The sequence below is a fragment of the Streptomyces sp. CA-135486 genome, assembly GCF_050936555.1.
GTDB lineage: Bacteria > Actinomycetota > Actinomycetes > Streptomycetales > Streptomycetaceae > Streptomyces.
This window is the reverse complement of the sequence record NZ_JBNJMM010000002.1, coordinates 521,946-537,109: the sequence shown is the minus strand read 5'-3', so window position 1 is coordinate 537,109 and position 15,164 is coordinate 521,946. Positions and strand designations below refer to the sequence as shown.

The 15,164-nt window shown below is 69.5% G+C and carries 19 protein-coding genes and 1 pseudogene; 3 read left to right on the top strand and 17 right to left on the bottom strand.

Going from position 1 to position 15,164, the window contains the following annotated elements; translation table 11 throughout:
- The 5 genes from ACQEVG_RS21605 to tsaA form a co-directional block, all read right to left on the bottom strand.
- Positions 1 to 1,734 carry a hypothetical protein gene (locus ACQEVG_RS21605; protein WP_432986443.1) on the bottom strand — a complete coding sequence of 578 codons (1,734 nt, stop codon included), beginning with the start codon at positions 1,732 to 1,734 and terminating at the stop codon, positions 1 to 3.
- Between the two features lie 62 nt (positions 1,735 to 1,796).
- The gene (locus ACQEVG_RS21600; protein ID WP_432986441.1) at positions 1,797 to 2,306 is read right to left on the bottom strand and encodes a SigE family RNA polymerase sigma factor; all 510 of its coding nucleotides are present in this window, start codon (positions 2,304 to 2,306) and stop codon (positions 1,797 to 1,799) included.
- A 103-nt stretch (positions 2,307 to 2,409) separates the two neighbouring features.
- Positions 2,410 to 2,580 (bottom strand): hypothetical protein, encoded by a 171-nt coding sequence (locus tag ACQEVG_RS21595; RefSeq protein ID WP_432986439.1) that lies wholly within the window; start codon positions 2,578 to 2,580, stop codon positions 2,410 to 2,412.
- A 114-nt stretch (positions 2,581 to 2,694) separates the two neighbouring features.
- Positions 2,695 to 3,153 carry a pyridoxamine 5'-phosphate oxidase family protein gene (locus ACQEVG_RS21590; RefSeq protein ID WP_432986437.1) on the bottom strand — a complete coding sequence of 153 codons (459 nt, stop codon included), beginning with the start codon at positions 3,151 to 3,153 and terminating at the stop codon, positions 2,695 to 2,697.
- Positions 3,153 to 3,569 carry a tRNA (N6-threonylcarbamoyladenosine(37)-N6)-methyltransferase TrmO gene (tsaA, locus tag ACQEVG_RS21585; RefSeq protein WP_432986435.1) on the bottom strand — a complete coding sequence of 139 codons (417 nt, stop codon included), beginning with the start codon at positions 3,567 to 3,569 and terminating at the stop codon, positions 3,153 to 3,155. The genes ACQEVG_RS21590 and tsaA overlap by 1 nt, the downstream gene beginning before the upstream one ends.
- Before the next feature lie 125 nt (positions 3,570 to 3,694).
- Here tsaA and ACQEVG_RS21580 point away from each other — a divergent pair, with 125 nt between their 5' ends.
- A complete protein-coding gene (locus ACQEVG_RS21580; protein WP_432986433.1) occupies positions 3,695 to 4,567 on the top strand; it encodes a sigma-70 family RNA polymerase sigma factor in 873 nt (290 codons plus the stop codon).
- Positions 4,568 to 4,628: 61 nt separating this feature from the next.
- Here ACQEVG_RS21580 and ACQEVG_RS21575 read toward each other — a convergent pair whose 3' ends face one another.
- The 4 genes from ACQEVG_RS21575 to ACQEVG_RS21560 all read right to left on the bottom strand — a co-directional run bounded on the left by ACQEVG_RS21575 (position 4,629) and on the right by ACQEVG_RS21560 (position 9,023).
- The gene (locus ACQEVG_RS21575) at positions 4,629 to 4,973 is read right to left on the bottom strand and encodes a VOC family protein (RefSeq protein ID WP_432986431.1); all 345 of its coding nucleotides are present in this window, start codon (positions 4,971 to 4,973) and stop codon (positions 4,629 to 4,631) included.
- Between the two features lie 137 nt (positions 4,974 to 5,110).
- Entirely contained in the window at positions 5,111 to 6,952 is a 1,842-nt protein-coding gene (locus tag ACQEVG_RS21570) for a GMC family oxidoreductase N-terminal domain-containing protein (RefSeq protein WP_432986429.1), read from the bottom strand.
- The gene (locus tag ACQEVG_RS21565; RefSeq protein ID WP_432986427.1) at positions 6,949 to 8,307 is read right to left on the bottom strand and encodes a hypothetical protein; all 1,359 of its coding nucleotides are present in this window, start codon (positions 8,305 to 8,307) and stop codon (positions 6,949 to 6,951) included. Before ACQEVG_RS21565 ends, ACQEVG_RS21570 begins: the two co-directional genes overlap by 4 nt.
- Positions 8,308 to 8,336: 29 nt before the next feature.
- Positions 8,337 to 9,023: a FadR/GntR family transcriptional regulator gene (locus tag ACQEVG_RS21560; protein ID WP_432986425.1), complete on the bottom strand. Its 687-nt coding sequence runs from the start codon at positions 9,021 to 9,023 to the stop codon at positions 8,337 to 8,339.
- Positions 9,024 to 9,212: 189 nt separating this feature from the next.
- Here ACQEVG_RS21560 and ACQEVG_RS21555 point away from each other — a divergent pair, with 189 nt between their 5' ends.
- Positions 9,213 to 9,407 carry an SseB family protein gene (locus ACQEVG_RS21555; RefSeq protein WP_432986423.1) on the top strand — a complete coding sequence of 65 codons (195 nt, stop codon included), beginning with the start codon at positions 9,213 to 9,215 and terminating at the stop codon, positions 9,405 to 9,407.
- A 96-nt stretch (positions 9,408 to 9,503) separates the two neighbouring features.
- Positions 9,504 to 10,329: pseudogene (locus ACQEVG_RS21550) on the top strand (tyrosine-type recombinase/integrase); the annotation flags it as partial.
- Between the two features lie 419 nt (positions 10,330 to 10,748).
- On the opposite strand, the gene ACQEVG_RS21545 reads toward ACQEVG_RS21550, so the two are convergent.
- From ACQEVG_RS21545 to ACQEVG_RS21510, 8 genes are all read right to left on the bottom strand, one after another.
- Complete coding sequence (locus tag ACQEVG_RS21545) at positions 10,749 to 11,480, bottom strand: YgjP-like metallopeptidase domain-containing protein (protein WP_432986421.1); 732 nt, start codon at positions 11,478 to 11,480, stop codon at positions 10,749 to 10,751.
- Positions 11,477 to 11,827: a hypothetical protein gene (locus ACQEVG_RS21540; RefSeq protein ID WP_432986419.1), complete on the bottom strand. Its 351-nt coding sequence runs from the start codon at positions 11,825 to 11,827 to the stop codon at positions 11,477 to 11,479. The genes ACQEVG_RS21545 and ACQEVG_RS21540 overlap by 4 nt, the downstream gene beginning before the upstream one ends.
- 10 nt (positions 11,828 to 11,837) lie before the next feature.
- Positions 11,838 to 12,308 (bottom strand): hypothetical protein, encoded by a 471-nt coding sequence (locus ACQEVG_RS21535; protein ID WP_432986417.1) that lies wholly within the window; start codon positions 12,306 to 12,308, stop codon positions 11,838 to 11,840.
- A gap of 74 nt (positions 12,309 to 12,382) precedes the next feature.
- The gene (locus ACQEVG_RS21530) at positions 12,383 to 13,051 is read right to left on the bottom strand and encodes a hypothetical protein (protein WP_432986415.1); all 669 of its coding nucleotides are present in this window, start codon (positions 13,049 to 13,051) and stop codon (positions 12,383 to 12,385) included.
- 33 nt (positions 13,052 to 13,084) lie between these two features.
- The gene (locus ACQEVG_RS21525) at positions 13,085 to 13,258 is read right to left on the bottom strand and encodes a hypothetical protein (protein WP_432986413.1); all 174 of its coding nucleotides are present in this window, start codon (positions 13,256 to 13,258) and stop codon (positions 13,085 to 13,087) included.
- Entirely contained in the window at positions 13,255 to 14,211 is a 957-nt protein-coding gene (locus tag ACQEVG_RS21520; protein ID WP_432986411.1) for an N-6 DNA methylase, read from the bottom strand. The genes ACQEVG_RS21525 and ACQEVG_RS21520 overlap by 4 nt, the downstream gene beginning before the upstream one ends.
- A gap of 184 nt (positions 14,212 to 14,395) precedes the next feature.
- Complete coding sequence (locus tag ACQEVG_RS21515) at positions 14,396 to 14,785, bottom strand: hypothetical protein (protein WP_432986409.1); 390 nt, start codon at positions 14,783 to 14,785, stop codon at positions 14,396 to 14,398.
- On the bottom strand, positions 14,782 to 15,138 hold the full coding sequence (locus ACQEVG_RS21510) for a hypothetical protein (protein ID WP_432986407.1): 357 nt from the start codon (positions 15,136 to 15,138) through the stop codon (positions 14,782 to 14,784). The genes ACQEVG_RS21515 and ACQEVG_RS21510 overlap by 4 nt, the downstream gene beginning before the upstream one ends.
- Positions 15,139 to 15,164 lie beyond the last annotated feature (26 nt).

Here is a 15,164-nt window from a genome sequence, read left to right as displayed (position 1 = left end):
TCACCCGGTGGGGAACTCCTGCTCCAACGTCTTGAGGTAGGCCTTGTTGTTCCACTCGTTGTCCAGCGCGATCATCTTGAGCATCGGCACATTGATCGGTGGGCTGTTGCGCGTCGCGTCGGCATCCGGGCCGGGCGCGTTGTAGGCGGTCACGGTCACCTCGCGGCCGCCCGGCCGGCTGGCCGTGACGATCCAGCGGATCACGCCCTTACCGCCGCCCTCCACCCGCTCCTGCCGGACGCTGACACGTTCCTGAGTGCCCTTGTTCACCTTGCTGTCGTCGAAGCCGATCTGGATCATTCCGGGTCCCAGGCCGTCGCTGTTGACGATGTCCTGCGACCAGCACGCGTCGGCACACACCTTTTCGTCGGAGTGCCGGTTCTTGAGGTAACGGCGCGCAGAGCTCAGGTTCCGCGCCTCCATTGCGGCCTGGTCCCAGGTGGGCCGGGTGGGACCGCCCACCGTCTCCTCCGGCGCAACAGGCAGTTCGTTGAGCGCGGCTCGCCACTGAGGAGACATCGACAAGGCCCTCACCTGCGCACGGGAGAGCGGCGGCTCGTCCCGCGTCGCCGGCCCCTCTGCCGCGAGGCCGTCCCGTTCGACGACCTCCACCATGTCCCCCCGCGGCGAGACATAGGTGGCCCGCCACTCCTTCCTGTCCTGTCCCTTCACCCTGTAGTCGAGCTGGTAGACCCGCACCACGGACCCGTCCGGGAGTTTCTCCCTCTTGCACTTGTCGTACGGGATCGAGGTGCCGGTCGTCCGGCACATGGTGTACTGCCGGGTCGAGTAACCGTCCGGGTCTACGCGGTACAGCCTGACGTCAATGCCGGCCCTGCCCCTGCCGTCGTCGTGCACGACCGAGGCGGCCGGGCCCAACTGGTCACCCGTGCCCCGGCCCTGCTCCGCGCTGATCGTGCCGTTCGGCAGCAGCGCCTTGAGCGTGCCGACCAACTGAGCGGCGGACACCTTGGCGGACGGCGTGACGAAGCCCGGGTTCATCGCGGGCTCGCCCAGCAGCGGATCCGGCTTGGGGAACTTCTTCAGCTCGTCCCGCCACTCGTTGGCGTTGAGCCGGCGCAGGTCGTGCATGAGAACCGGCACCTTCCGCGTCCCTGTGGCCTGCTTGGGGTCGGGGGTGTTCCACACGGTGGCTTCGACGAAGAAGCCCTCGGGCGTGACGATCTGATTCCGCACGGACTTGGTTTCGAGCGTGGTGTAAGGGGCTGCGTGACTCTCGACGTGCAGATCCCTCGCGTTGTCGGGCGCCGTCCAGGAGGAGCATTTCGGGTCGTTGCCCGGAGGGCAGTTGTCTGCGGCCCGGCGCGGGTCGAACTCACCCATCCGGAACTCGACAAGGCCCGCCCCCTTGCCGTCGTCGTACACGAACGACACATGCGCGTACTCCCCCGCCTTCCGCGGCAGCACCCGCTCCTGGCTGAACGTCCCCGTCGGGACCAGCTTCTTCCAGATCTCGAAGACCCGGCCGCTGTCCACCGAGGGTGCCTCCTTGGCGACCTCGGTCCCGCGGAGTTCGTCGAGCAGTCCGCCCGCGTACGCTCCCGAACCCATCAGTCCCAGGGCCACGACGCTCGCCGTGACCGCGAGGACGCGTCTGCGGCGGACCGTCCGGCGGCCGCGTTCCAGGCCCGACGTGAGCAGGGTCTGCTGGTCGCTGTCGAAGGTGTTGCCGATACGGCGCAGCGCCTCGCCGAGTTCGTCCTCGAAAGACATGGGGAACCACCAGTTCTGGGTAAGTCCGGGGGATTGCTCGGGTCGGATCGGGTCGGATCGGGTCACGTCGCGACGAACTCGGCCAGGCTCGTGCCCAGCACGGCCCGCAGTTTCGCCAGCGCCCGCGTCGACCGGGTCCGTACCGCGGCCGTGCTCGCGTTCATCGCCTCGGCGGTCTCCTCGATGCTGCGGTCCTCCCAGTACCGCAGCACCACCACCGCCCGGTCCTTCGGGGCCAGTTCCCCCAGCGCAGTCAGCAGGGACAGCCGTACCTCCGGGTCGGTGCCCGGTTCCGCGGTCGCGTCCGGCACCTCGGCCAGCGGGCGCTCGGCGGCCGAGCGCCGCCGGCGGTGGCTGAGGAACGCCCTCACCAGGACGGTCTGGGAGTACGCCGCGGGGTTGTCCACCCGCGCCATCCGGCCCCACACCACATACATCCGGCTCAGCGTCTCCTGCACCAGATCCTCGGCGAGATGCGTGTCGCCACTGGTGAGCAGGCATGCGGAACGAAAGAGATGGCCTGTGCGACCAGCTGCGAATTCCATGAACTCGTCCGCGCGGGACTGTCTCATGCCCTCCCCGTTCATCACCGTTGTGTCGAGCGGGGTCTCTCACCCCTTCATCTCATCGACGCGGTGGCACCAGGGGAATGTTTCACAGGAAACGCTCAGGCGGTCAGCGAGCGGCCAGCAGTTCCCGCAGCTCGCCGAGCGTCGACTCGTACGCCCCGTCGAACGTTTCCAGCATCGCCACCGCCAGCCGCCACTGCTCACGCGCCTCGTCCTCGCGCCCCTCGGACTGCAGCAGCAGACCGCGCTGGTGCCCTGGTGGTGCTCGGCGTGGCAAGCCACACTCGGGGGGGTGTCGCGGCCACGGCCGGGTCCGCAGCAAGTCCGGCGGCGCCTCCCCGAAGCGGTCCCAAGAGCATGCCGCCCGGCCCGTTCGTCGGCCGGGGATCCGTCAGTCGACCAGCCAGCGCCCCTCCCGCATCAGCTCGCGACCGGCGAGCTCATTGGCCTCGCGCCAGGCCTGGACCCGTCGCGGACGGACCCGGAAGTAGAGGTAGCGGCCGACGAGTTGGCGCGGGTCGAAGCCGGTCCTCGCCGCGAAGGCGTCGCCGACGCCCTCCTCGAGCCCTTCGGCCGTCAGCGTCTCGGCCTCCCCCTCGACGAGGACTACATCGCGGGTCGGTCCGATGCCGAGGCGGACCCGTCCGGTGGCCCGCAGATTCCGGCCGGTCGGGCTGGACGCCGGTGTCGCCACCAGCAGGGTCTCGCCGTCCCAGAGGAAGGACAACGGCACCATGTACGGCGTACCGCTTTCCGGGTCGGCCGTGGCGACCCACGCGTCGGTGTCCTGCTCCAGCCGGTCCAGCGTGTCCTGCTTGCGCTCTTTCGGGGCGCGGGGCAGCGGGGCCATCAGCGTTCAACTCCTTCGTCGAGTACGGGCTTCACATCGAGCACCGGCGTGCCGTCCAGCGCCTCCAGGTTCTGTACGCGCACCCTCATGCCCTCGATGGACAGGATCCGCACCCGGTGCAGCCCGATGGGATTCGGGCGGGCGGGGGAACGGGTGGAGAACACACCCGTCTCCGGCCGTGCCGCGTCGCCGCGCGGGTGCACCACCAGGACATCGCGGCTCGCGCGGTCGAGCCAGGTCAGCACCATGACCTCGCATCCCGCCTCCAGGTCACGCAGCCCTTCGCACACGCCCGGCTCGAACACCAGCCAGGCGTCGGGCGCTCCCTCGTCACCCTGCTTCGGCGCCTTGTCGAGGTCCACCAACGGTGACTCGACCCGGCCGATCGGCCGCAGCACATACTCAATGCCGGTCATCGGTCCTCCTTTCGCGCCATGATTGCCGTTCGCGTGTCACATCGGCTCGGTCTCGTGGGTCACTCCTATGACACGTCGCACCAGAGGAATGTGACAGCAGAACCATGACCGAAGGAATGCGCCCGATGGACGAGAACGAGTTTCTGGCGGAGCGCTTCGAGCAGCACCGTGCCCGGCTGCGGGCCGTGGCGTACCGGATGCTCGGCTCGACCGGCGAGGCCGAGGACGCGGTTCAGGAGGCGTGGCTGCGCCTGAGCCGGTCCGACAGCAGCGACGTGGAGAACCTCGGCGGCTGGCTCACGACCGTCGTCGCGCGGGTGTCCCTGAACATGCTGCGCTCGCGCGAGACGCGGCGCGAGGACCCCTGGGACGCCGACCGGCCCGAACCGGCCGTCGGCAGCCAGGACACCGTCGACCCGGAGCATCAGGCGGTGCTCGCCGACTCGGTGGGCCTGGCGCTGGTGGTGGTCCTCGACACCCTCACCCCCGCCGAGCGGCTCGCGTTCGTACTGCACGACATGTTCGCCGTGCCCTTCGACGAGATCGCCCCCATCGTGGAGCGCTCCACGGCCGCGACCCGGCAGCTCGCGAGCCGCGCCCGCCGCCGGGTCCAGGGCGCGCCGGCCGCTCCCGAGACCGATGTATCCCGGCAGCGGGAAGTCGTCGAGGCCTTCCTCGCCGCCTCTCGCGGCGGCGAATTCGAGGCCCTGCTCGCGCTCCTCGACCCCGACGTCGTCCTGCGGGCGGACAGCGCGGCCGTCCTGTCGGGCGCGGCCGGGGCCCGCGGCGCGGCGGCCGTGGCCGACACCTTCGCGGGCCGCGCCAAGGCCGCGCAGCCCGCCCTCATCAACGGCGCCGCCGGTCTCGTCTGGGCCCCGGGCGGACAGCCCCGCGTCGTCTTCGGCTTCACGATCAGGCAGGGCCGGATCGCCGAGATCGACATCCTGGCCGACCCGGAGCAGCTGGCGCTGCTCGACCTGGAGGTTCTGCCCGGCTGACCCCAGGGACCGGCGCGCGGGGCACGGCCGAGCGCCCGCGTGCCGGTCTGCGCCCTTGGCCTCAGGAGGCCTGGAGAAGCCCGATGACGTTGCCGTCCACGTCCTTCACCACGGCGGTCAGCTTGCCGCCACCGACGTCCTTGACCTCCTGCTGTTCCTCGGCCCCGGCGTCGATGAGGGCCTTCACGCTCCCCCGGATGTCGTGGACGTGCCAGTAGCCGACCGGGCCCGTCATCCCCTTGCTGTGGCCGTTGGGGTCCAGTCCGACATCCTGGCCGCCGACCCGGTAGCCGACGTAATAGGCCTGGTCCATGACCGGCTCCACCCCGAGGAGTTCAGTGAACAGGGCCTTGGCCTTCGCGAGGTCCCTGACGGGGTAGATGACGGTCTTGATGCCTTCGTTCATGGTGTGCTCCTCATGCTGTTCGTGGTCCGTCACAGGCATGACCCGCGCCGGCGCGAGTATGTGACAGGAGACCGAGGAGAAGCAGGAAACCCCAGGTCAGGCCGGTTTGAGAACGGCCTTGCCGCAAAGACCGCCGGCTACCGCTCCCGTACGAGGTGGACTTCGGCGACCGCCAGTGCCGCGGCCATGATGGTGAGCTGCGGATTGACCTCGGGGCAGCCGGGCAGCACCGAGCCGTCGGCGACCAGCACCCCGCGCACGCCGCGCAGCCGCCCGGCGGCGTCGGCCGGGAAGTACTGCGGATCGGCGCCGGCGGCGACCGTACCGGTGGGGTGGTACGCGGACAGATGCAGCTGCCGTGACGTCACACGCCGAAGCGTGTCGTCGAGCTCGGCCGGAGTGCGGGCGCGGGGCGCGCGAGGAATTCCGGTGAGGACCTCCTGTGCGCCCGCGGCGAACAGGAGCTGCCCCATGGCGCGTACGGATCGCATCAGCCGGTCCGCGTCGCGCCGGTCCAGGTCGTAGCGGAGCAGGGTCCGTTCGCGGCCCAGCACACGGCCGGACGGGCGGTCGGCGATCATGGCTCCGAGCGTGGCGAGCCGGTCCGCGTTCTCCAGCTCGCGCCGCAACTCGCTGCCCAGGCCGGGCAGTACGAAGGAACCCATCCCGGGCGGCGTCGCGGTGGCCTCGATCAGTACGCCCCCGTCGTGCAGCTCTTCGACGCCCACGCTCTGCAGGACTCCCTCCCAGGCGGTGACGGGCTCCGCAAATCGCCCGGCGACGCTGGTCGCGGGGTGAACGCTGAGATTCCGGCCGAGCCGTGGATGCCCGGCCAGGCCGGAGCGACGCAGCAGGGGCGGCGACTGCAGGGCACCCGCGGCCACGACGATCAGCGGAGCCAGAATCTCGAACTCGCCTCCGCCCTCGCGCCGTACCCGTACACCGGCCGCCCGCGGGCCGCCGGGACAGTCGCCGTCCACGAGGATCCGCCGGACCTGAGCGCCGGTGACGATGCGGGCACCCGCGGCGCAGGCGTCGGGCAGCACGGCCAGCTGCACACTCTGTTTGGCGCCGGTGGGGCAGCCGACCACGCACTGGCAGGAGCCCTTGCACCCGGGCGCGTTGCGGCGCAGCGGCGCCGCCCGCCAGCCGAGACGCTCGGCCCCCGCGAGCGCGAGGCGGCCGTTGTTCCCGAGGACATCGAGCGGCTGGGGCGCCACGCGCAGCGTGCGTTCGACCTCGTCGAGGTACGGCCCGAAACGTTCGGCGAGCAAGAACCCGAAGTCACCCGCCCAGCGGCTGAGCACATGGTCCGGAGTGCGGTAGCAGGTACCCGAGTTGACGACCGTCGTACCGCCGACGGCGCGCCCCACGGGAAGCAGCAGAGGCGGGGAACCCACGGCGACGGTGGCTCCGCCGTCCCGGTAGAGCTCGGCGAACCGGTCGAGTGGGGTGCGCTTCCCGAAGGAGGCCGTCGGGTGATGCTGTCCTTCCTCCAGTACGACGACGTCGAGCCCGGCGCGGGCGAGGGTCCGGGCGGCCATGGCCCCGCCGGCGCCGGACCCGATGACGACGGCGTCTGCGGTGGAGCGGGCGGCCCACGCATCCCCGGGTGTGCAATCGAGGGCGGGATCCTCCCGGGTCAACCGGGGTGCATGCACGACTCCTTGGAGCATCCGCTCGGTTCCTGCCGCCAGCAGCACAGGCACCTTGAGCACGTCGAGGAGCGGCAGCAGCGCGGCGCGCCCGCCGAGGGATTCGAGCACCGCCTCCCGCTCGGCGCCGGTGAGGGAGCCGAGCCTGCGCCCGGTGCGCGCCATGGCGTACGCGTCGAGGGCGCCGGCCGCCGCCCGTACTCCGGCCCGTGCGCGCAGCGGCATCGAGTCGAGGACGGACTCCACCCTCCGCGGCACGCGCGCGGGCCAGTCGGCGGTGCCGTCATCGGCGATGAGCGCGGCCACAAGCCCGCCGAGACTCATCGGGTGCCCACCTCCGCGTGGGCCGTGCCGGCCAGGGTCCACTCGGCCTCCGTACGCCACCCGCCCCACCACCACCGCTCCAACAGGACATGCGCGTCAGCGCTTTCGCTGTTGCGACAGATCGCGGGGGAGCCGTCGGGGTCGGTGTAGTCGAGCGCCAGTGTCCGCTCCTCGGGCTGGGTGACCTCGACGCGGATGCGCCGCAGGCCCGCGCGCCCGGTCACCGTCCAGGTGGGCAGCCCGACGGCGGCACGGAACCGCCCGATCCCGCCCCAGCCGACGGCCGTACGCTCGGCTCGCCGCGGCCAGGTGCGGCCGCCCCGTCGCAGCCGCAGAAAGACCAGCGGGGGCAGCCGTCGCAGCCCCGGCCGCATGGAGACGGCGGCCACGATCTCCAGCACGTCCCCCTTGCCGAGATCGGCGTGCAGCCAGGCCCAGCGACGCGCGTTGCCATGCCCGTAGATCCGCGCGGAGGCACCGGGCGCACTGTTGAGTGTCAGGGTCATGTCACCGCAGGAGAGCGTCCCGTCGTACGACGCACGCGCGGCGGGAAGGATCTGCGCGGCAGGCAACAGGGGCCGCCGCCAGGACCAGCGGGGGAAGGTGAACAGCGGCGCGTCCTGGTTCTTTTCGGCGACGTCCCAGCGAAGCGCCCCAGCCACCCCGGTCAACCGCCCGGACGCGACGGAAACCCCATCCGCGGTGAAGCCGTGCTCATTCCGGGTCCACTTGGCGGGCCCGAAGCGGGCGTGCACCACCGGCCCGTCCTTGGGAAACACGGCGGCCCAGCCGTGCGCGTACGGCTCCGCCCCGTCGGCGGGCGCGGTGAGCTCATGGTGCAGCCACAGCCCGGTCCCGGTCGCCGGATCCGTCGCGGTGGTGTACCAGACCTCGGTCCGGCCGGGCGCGCCGTTCCAGCGGGGCGCCAAGAGCCGATCCGCCTCCTCGCGCCGAGGAAAACGGAAACTGGCGAGAAACGGCGCAAGCCCGCTCGCCAGAGGGAAGCGCAGCGTGCCCGCACCGACCCGGACGCCGCCCTCGCACAGCGTGAACGGCAGCACTGTCATCGACCTCACCGGCCTGCGCGGCGACACGGACTTCCAGCCGTCGAGGGTGAGCCGGCGGCCGTCGGCAGTGAAGGAAATCCGGTAGCGGATACGCCGTCTGGCGATCGGCGATATCTCCAACTCGCCTTCGGCTCCCGGATCGTCACACCATCCGGCGATGCGGACCCGCCCGGATGCCCGCGCCTCGGTGGTACCGAGGGCCCGCAGGAGCCGGTCCGCGACAACACACAGGTCGAGCCGCATGCGGCGGGTACGGCCCTCACCGTCGAGCCGGACGTGACCGAGCATGGTCTCCCTGAAATCAGTCCCCCTCCCCCTCACGCGAGCCCCTCCAGCATGATCCGCTCAGTAGCGGTCAGATACGCCTCGGCAGCCCGGCGCGCGCCATCCTCGTCACCCGCGGCGACGGCCTCGACGACGGGCTCCAGCCGGTCATGCGCCGCACCGGGGTCGAGGAAAGGCCCCACGAGCGCGGCCCGCACCGGCAGATACGCGTTGAAGAGGGTGTTGGTCAGCAGCACATAGACCCGATTCCCGGTGGCACGCGCCAACGCCCGATGCACCTCGATGTCGGCCAGCTGCACCGCGTCCCCACCCTCGGCGAGACGCACGGCCTCCAACAGACCGCGCAACTCGTTCCGTTGCTCCTTGGCCGCCCGCGCCGCGGCGCGGGCGGCGATCAACGCACCGACACTGCGTCGCACTTCGAATATCTCCCCGATCCAGTCCGGGCTGTGCCGCACCAGCATGGGCAGCAAGTCGGCGCCACCGAGCCGCGCGTAGTCCCGTACCCGGGTCCCCACCCCGTGCTTGGTCTCCAGCAACCCCGCCTGCACCAGCCGCCCGAAGGCGTGCTTGAGGGTGGTGCGAGTGACGCCGTACCCGTCGGCGAGTTGCCGCTCGGGCGGCAGATAACTCCCGGCGGGATGGCGCCCCGCGAGGATGTCCTCGCGCAGCCGGACCTCCAGGACATCGACGATGGTTTCGCGGGGCAGTGCTTCCATGCCATCCCCCCCATTGGCTCAGTGGATGAGCCACTGAACCAACGTGAGCGAGGGAAGTCAATGAGGTCGGCGCCGGAAAGCCTGAAAGCCCAGCTCGCTGTCCCAATTGATCGACTCCTCCCATGTCAGGGCCGTCCGAAAGGGCCCAAAAAGTGGGCCGAGCCCGGTCGACAATTTCGCCCCACGGTCATGGTCTTCACCTCGGAGGAGCGGCTGCTCAGGGCCTTCCCCCAGGTGCCCTGCTACCGGCCTGTCACCTTGCGGCAATTGGCCGCTCATTGGCCGACCGACGAAGTGGTGCTGCTTATCGATGCCGGGAACGAGGACTCGCTGACCCTGTCCGCACACGAAGCGCGGTGGCTGCTCGCCCGCTGCCTCGCCTGAAACGATCAGGGCCGGGCCGGAGGGGCATTGCTCCGGCCCGGCCCTGATGCGTATGGAGCGGACCGATCAGCAGCTCGGACGGAGATGAGGCAAGGGCACCTGGAAGCCGCAGCCAAGCGTCCCACCTTCATGCGGTGGGCCGTCGGTGTCGGGATGGGCTTCCGGCAAGGGGAGACCCAGGGCTTACGGTGGCCGTACGTCGACTTCGAAGGCAAGTTGTTCCACCCCCAGTGGCAGCTTCAGCGCCTCACAGGCGACACGGCTGCAAGGACCCGCACGCCTGCGGAGTTCGCCTTCACCGCTTCGAGCCGTGCTCGCCGGACTGCACGACGCCAAGGCCGATACGCGCGGCTGCCCCAAGCCATGCACCAAGACCTGCACACGGCACGCAAGCGCGTGCCCCGAGCGCAGGGGCGGTGGACTGGTCTTCACCCGTCCCAAGACGAAGAAGAGCCGGAGTCCCGGGCCCGTCCCTCCGCCGTTTGTTCCCTACCTGCTCGAGCACAAGGCGCGGCAGGAAGAAATGCGGGCCGCGGCCGGTGAGGAGTGGCAGGAGTACGGCGCGGTGTTCACGCGGCCGGACGGCCGGCCGCTCGATCCCCGGGCCGACTGGGAGGAATTCAACGAGCTGCTGAAAGAGGCGGGCATCGACGACCGCCGCCTGTACGACGGCAGTCGCCACACCGTGGGCACAATCCTCAAACGCGCTGGGCGTGGACATGCCGACCATCATGAAAATCCTTCGACACACCCAGATCGGTCAGACCCGGCGGACGTGAAGGGAGATCTCACCTCTCGAAGGACGCCATGCGCCGCATGGGAGACACCTTCATGCCCCAGCCTGAAACCCACGTCTGAGACCACAACTGAGACCACAGACAGCCGAGCAGCACGCGCGCGGCACCGTAGCTGGGTCCGCTGAACGAAAAAGCCCAGCTCGGACCCTGTCCGAGCTGGGCTTCCAGTGGAGCCGCCTTCGGGATTCGAACCCGAGACCTACGCATTACGAGCAGTAACGGGTATCGAACACGATCACGGGACTCACCTGCGCCTTTGGGGATCCGGGACTGCACCGTGCCACTGACCTGGGGCTATTCCAGCCCTGAGGTTCCTTCTCGATCCCGGTCACTCCTGATCACTCTCGAACACTCTGCCCCCTGGGCGTCCCCGTTAGTCCAGTTGTCCCCGGAGCGTCCCCGATGGTCCCGCCTGGGACCGTGGCTGATGACCTGCCCCAAAGGGGTCCTGCCGAAGCCGCAGTTGTCGGGCGTGGCGCGGTTCTTTGGGCCTACGCACTGCCACTCGGCCGCTGCGTACTTCTGTGTCCCCGGAAGCTTGTTCCTATGAGTGTGCCTCAGCCCACCTTGTCTGTGGGGCGGATGTCGCCGAACCAGAGGCGGCGGTACGCCCGGCGGAGCTGGTCGAGGTCGCCGGTGACTGCCAGGCCGAGGGCATCCGCGACGAGCCTGTGGAGGTTGCTGCGGGCCAGCTGGGCGGCGGCCCAGGAGAGGACGAGTTCCTGGCGGGTTTGTAGGCCACGAGAGCGTTCGCGAGTCGCGTTGAGACTCGAAGGCCGAGATCCGTTTTGCCCCTGTACTGGACGATCCCCGGGCCGTACGCATTCAGCCAATCTTGGGCGCGCTCGGCGTACCAGCGGATGAGGGCATTGCGGGCCTGTTCGGGGTGGGCGGCGAGGCTGCGGTGGATGTGGAGCCGGGGCCCGGCGGGTGTGTGGCGGTGCTGGACGATCGGGTGTTCCTGGGAGTCGTGGTCGACGAGGCGAAGGTGGTGGGGGACGCCCTGGATCGTGAAGACTTCGCCGTTGACGAGTTCCTTGGCGGGGCGTTCGGGTCGGTGCTGGTTGGCTCGGTGGAGCTGGCGGTAGGTCCATTCGCGGCGTCGGCGTACGAGGGCTGCGGCTTCGGTGTTGCTGGTGCCGAGTGGGGCGCGGACGATGATCTGGCCGTCGGTGGTGACTTCGAGGCCCTTGGTGCGTCGGGTGGAGGTGCGCAGGGTGATGGGGAGCTTGCCGACGAGGAAGGTGCGCTCCAGGTTGGTCGAGTGCGCGATCACCGGGCGCTCGCCTTCTTGCGGCGCAGCCTGAAGAGAAGGACTCGTAGGCCGCGTCGTCTGGTTGCTTGGTGCAGTTCTTCGCGGAGTGTCTCGACTTCTTGGAGGAGGAGGTCCATCCAGGTGCGCGAGTCAGCGATGAAGTGGGCGTCGGCTTCGGCTCCTTGGACGGCCTTGGCGTCTCCTTCGTGGGCAATTTCGACGGCTGCGACGCGGGAGTCGTCGCTGTCGACGATGAGGAAGGTGACGTTGTCCTCGTCGTAGCTGGTTTGGATGACGCCCCAGGGGCCGGGGATCGTCTTGTCGCGCAGGGCTTTGATGGCGGCGTACGGGTCGTTGGCGTTGGGCATGCCGGGCTCCTCAGGTGGTGGTGGGGGCGAGGTAGCCCGGGCAGCCGCAGTACTCGTAGCAGCGGGAGTCTTCGGGGACGGAGGGGTGCGGAACGCTCTGGTGGACGCCGCGGGCGTGGCCGCAGCGGGGGCGGGCGCAGTGGGGGTGGTGCTGGTTGTCGTGGCGGTAGGCGGAGAGGCCGACTTCGTGGATGGTCTGGCCGGTGGCGCGGGTGGGTTCGGTGTCGGCGTAGCAGCCGCCCCATCCGCAGTCGTGGTTGAAGGCGAAGGTGCCGACGAAGGCGAGTGCGCCGCAGCGTCCGCAGCGGTATTGCTCGCAGCCGTTTTCGCTGCGCGGGATGGGTTCTCCGGCGCAGCAGTCGATCTTCAGGGAATCCCGGAGCGCGGTGTAGCGGGCGGCGCGGGCTGCTGCTTGTTCTTGGCGGGCGGAGGCTCGGTCGTGGGCGGCTTGATGTTCGCCGAAGATGTCGAGTTGTGTCATGGCAGTTGTCTGTCTTCTCTATATGTAATGGGTGCGGGGCAGCGTTGGTGCGCCCCACACTGGAGGGCTGGTGGTCAGCTGTTGGTCTCGGTCGGCTGTGCCTTGCTCGTGCGCGGCTTCGCCGTTTTGGTGGCGGTCGTTGTGGTGCGGCGGGGCTTGGCGGGAGCCGCTGCCTTCGTGCTGCGGCGGCTGGGAGTCGAGGTTTTGGCCGCGGCCGGTTTGGCGGTCGAGCGTCCGCGGGTCTGGGGCTCCGTCTTGGTCGCGTTCTTCGCCTCCGTAGTCGCGGCGGCGGTCTTCTTGCTGGCGGCGGTTCGTCGGCGTTTGCGCGGTAAGGCGCGGAGGGCTGGCCGTTCGCCGTCGTAGGCGGGCAGGAGCCGGGCGCGGATGGTGTCCGCGGTGGCCGTGGCGGGTGGGCTGGTGGTGAAGGTGACGCCGGCGTTGTAGCGGACGCCTGGGGTCAGATGCTTGAGGCTGTCGGCGTAGCTGTCCTTGTCCTGCTGTTCGTCGAATTGGCGGAGCGGTACGTCGATGGCCCAGGTCTGGATGGCTTCTCCGCGCCAGAGGTGTGTGATGCCGATGCGGCGGCCGTCGGTATGGGTGAGGAAGGCGGTGAGGCCAGTGGGGTGGTCGTCGTCGAGGGCCCAGCCGTCTCCGAGGATTTCGAGGACGGCTGTGATGAACGCGCCGAAGTCCGCCGGGAAGATGCGCTTTTGCTTCTTGGTGGTCGAGTTGGTGGAGGTCACTCTGGGTGGCCTTTCTGCCGTGGGTGGGTCAGGTCATGCACCAGCCGGATTCGCACAGACCGTCGTCGTCGAAGGGCAGCGGGCTGGGTGTTCGCTGTCGTCCCCGACTTTGGCGAACAGGAAGGCGTCGTACGGGATGTGTCCTTGGGCTGTGAGGACGAGGAGCGCGGTGGAGTGGACGCCACCGCCATAGGGGATCGTGTTCACACGGCGGCTCCTTCGAGGAGCCGGTCGACGTGGCGGAGCAGCCCGATCATCCGGGCGTTGCCGACGACGTTGTTGCGGTGCTCGATGATCTCGGTGCGTTTGGCCAGGGCATTGGTGAGGCCGTTCTTTTCGAAGGTGTCACCGCACCAGATGACGGTCTGCGGGCCGAGGTCCCAGTAGATGGCGTTGACGGCGGCGCAAGCTGCGGAGAGGCGGTCGATGTCGTTGCCGATCCAGCAGTAGTCGTGCGGGTTCAAGTTGCGTTCGTGGAGGAGGTGGGCGACCGAGCGGAACATGCCGCCGCTGCCGATGGCCGGTTCGCGGATGGTGGGGCCGTGGTCGCCGTCGAAGAGGATGCGAGCCATGAGGTCGCTGACGCAGGGCGGGGTGTGGTACTCGCCGCGCCACTTCTTGTCGCTCTTGTGTCGCAGCCCGGTGAGGAGCGGGCCGAGGATGTCGGCTCCGGTTCGCATGTACGGGTCGCCGTGGCTGGCGATGTCGAGGAGTCCGGTGTTCACGGCGGTATGGACGACGGCCTGGACGGCGCGGAGTTGTTGGTCGTGCGGCTCTTCTTCGATCCAGTCGTGCAAGGGGCGAGCGCATTCGATCAGGTCGGGGCGGTGGTACCACTGGACGCCCCAGATCTCGCGTAACAGCGGCAGGAACTGTTCGGGTTGGAGGGTGAGGAGCCAGTCGCCGACGAGGGGCTCGCGGAAGAAGGAGAGAGCGGCGACGGTGCCGAGGGGGATGTCCATGCGGCTGCCGCCGTAGTTGCTGTACCAGGCGTCCATCACGTTCTCGGCGATCTTGTGGGCGTGCTGGTGGGGATCGGCGGGGGGCGCGTGCTTCTTGCGGCGGGGTACGGGGCGGGGCTTCGCGGCTTCTGCCTTGCGTTGTTCGGCGCGGGCTTCGAGCTTGCTCTCTACCTCGCCGAAGAGGTCGAACTGGACCATCGTGATCACCGTCCGCAGGTCTCTGTGGCGGCGAACGGGTGCGGTGGCGCGCTCGCGGGCGCCGGAATGGGGCCGGCTTGGCCGACGGTGAAGTTGAGCACGAGGGGTGCCTTTCTAGCGTTGGGGCATGGGTGAGGCCGGGGCCGCGCTGGATGGGCGCGGCCCCGGTGGTTGCGGTGGTTGGTCAGTCGTGTTCGGCGTGCCAGCCGGTCACGTACGCGCCGACTTCCTCGGCGAGCGGTTCGAGGGCGAGGTCGCCGGGCGGGTCGCCTTCGGGGGTGGTGGTGTCGTAGATGACCTTGTGCGTGCCGTGGGCGTCGTCGATGTGGACGGCCATCCAGCCGCCGAGCTCCCTGCGGTCGTCGTGCCAGGGGAGGGAGTAGCGGCCGGCAATGGTGACGTACTGCTCCTCGGCGAGCTGAATGGTGATGTTCAGCTCGTTGCCGCAGAAGTCCATGCCGACGTTGGTGCAGTGCTGTTCGAGGGCTTCGATGACGTCCGTGTACAGGGCGCGGGCTTGGTCCTCGTCTGCGCGGCGCAGCTGGTGGACGGCGCTGAGGTAGGTGAGGGTCACGGCTTCACCTCGAGGTCGGGCAGGTGCCGGCCGCAGACGAAGGACAGTGGTTCGCCGTCGTGCGGGAGGTTCAGGTGGATGTCCTCGGGCTGTTTGCACAGCAGGCAGGTCAGCGTGACTGTGCGGGTCATGCGGCGGGCGCGCACCGGGGTGTTGGCGGGCAGGTGCAATTGGGTTCCGGGGAGGGTGATGCGCATGAGGGCGAGTTCGGAGGAGACGTTCGTCTTGCTGACCGCGGTGATCGCGAGTGGTGTGGCCGGGGCGTCGGGGAAGGTGAACACGTCGCCGGGGCGGAGCTCGTGCGCGTACACGATTCTGGTGAAGGGGAGGGTGATCACGGCGTGACTGCTCATGGGGGTAGCTCTCTTTCCGCTGTGTG

Bases quoted from the DNA above. Each gene is read 5' to 3' on its own strand.
- ACQEVG_RS21605 (WP_432986443.1), bottom strand. From the start codon at position 1,734: ATGTCTTTCGAGGACGAACTCGGCGAGGCGCTGCGCCGTATCGGCAAC.
- ACQEVG_RS21600 (WP_432986441.1), bottom strand. From the start codon at position 2,306: ATGAGACAGTCCCGCGCGGACGAGTTCATGGAATTCGCAGCTGGTCGC.
- ACQEVG_RS21590 (WP_432986437.1), bottom strand. From the start codon at position 3,153: ATGGCCCCGCTGCCCCGCGCCCCGAAAGAGCGCAAGCAGGACACGCTG.
- tsaA (WP_432986435.1), bottom strand. From the start codon at position 3,569: ATGACCGGCATTGAGTATGTGCTGCGGCCGATCGGCCGGGTCGAGTCA.
- ACQEVG_RS21580 (WP_432986433.1), top strand. From the start codon at position 3,695: ATGGACGAGAACGAGTTTCTGGCGGAGCGCTTCGAGCAGCACCGTGCC.
- ACQEVG_RS21575 (WP_432986431.1), bottom strand. From the start codon at position 4,973: ATGAACGAAGGCATCAAGACCGTCATCTACCCCGTCAGGGACCTCGCG.
- ACQEVG_RS21570 (WP_432986429.1), bottom strand. From the start codon at position 6,952: ATGAGTCTCGGCGGGCTTGTGGCCGCGCTCATCGCCGATGACGGCACC.
- ACQEVG_RS21565 (WP_432986427.1), bottom strand. From the start codon at position 8,307: ATGCTCGGTCACGTCCGGCTCGACGGTGAGGGCCGTACCCGCCGCATG.
- ACQEVG_RS21560 (WP_432986425.1), bottom strand. From the start codon at position 9,023: ATGGAAGCACTGCCCCGCGAAACCATCGTCGATGTCCTGGAGGTCCGG.
- ACQEVG_RS21555 (WP_432986423.1), top strand. From the start codon at position 9,213: ATGGTCTTCACCTCGGAGGAGCGGCTGCTCAGGGCCTTCCCCCAGGTG.
- ACQEVG_RS21540 (WP_432986419.1), bottom strand. From the start codon at position 11,827: ATGCCCAACGCCAACGACCCGTACGCCGCCATCAAAGCCCTGCGCGAC.
- ACQEVG_RS21535 (WP_432986417.1), bottom strand. From the start codon at position 12,308: ATGACACAACTCGACATCTTCGGCGAACATCAAGCCGCCCACGACCGA.
- ACQEVG_RS21520 (WP_432986411.1), bottom strand. From the start codon at position 14,211: ATGGTCCAGTTCGACCTCTTCGGCGAGGTAGAGAGCAAGCTCGAAGCC.
- ACQEVG_RS21510 (WP_432986407.1), bottom strand. From the start codon at position 15,138: ATGAGCAGTCACGCCGTGATCACCCTCCCCTTCACCAGAATCGTGTAC.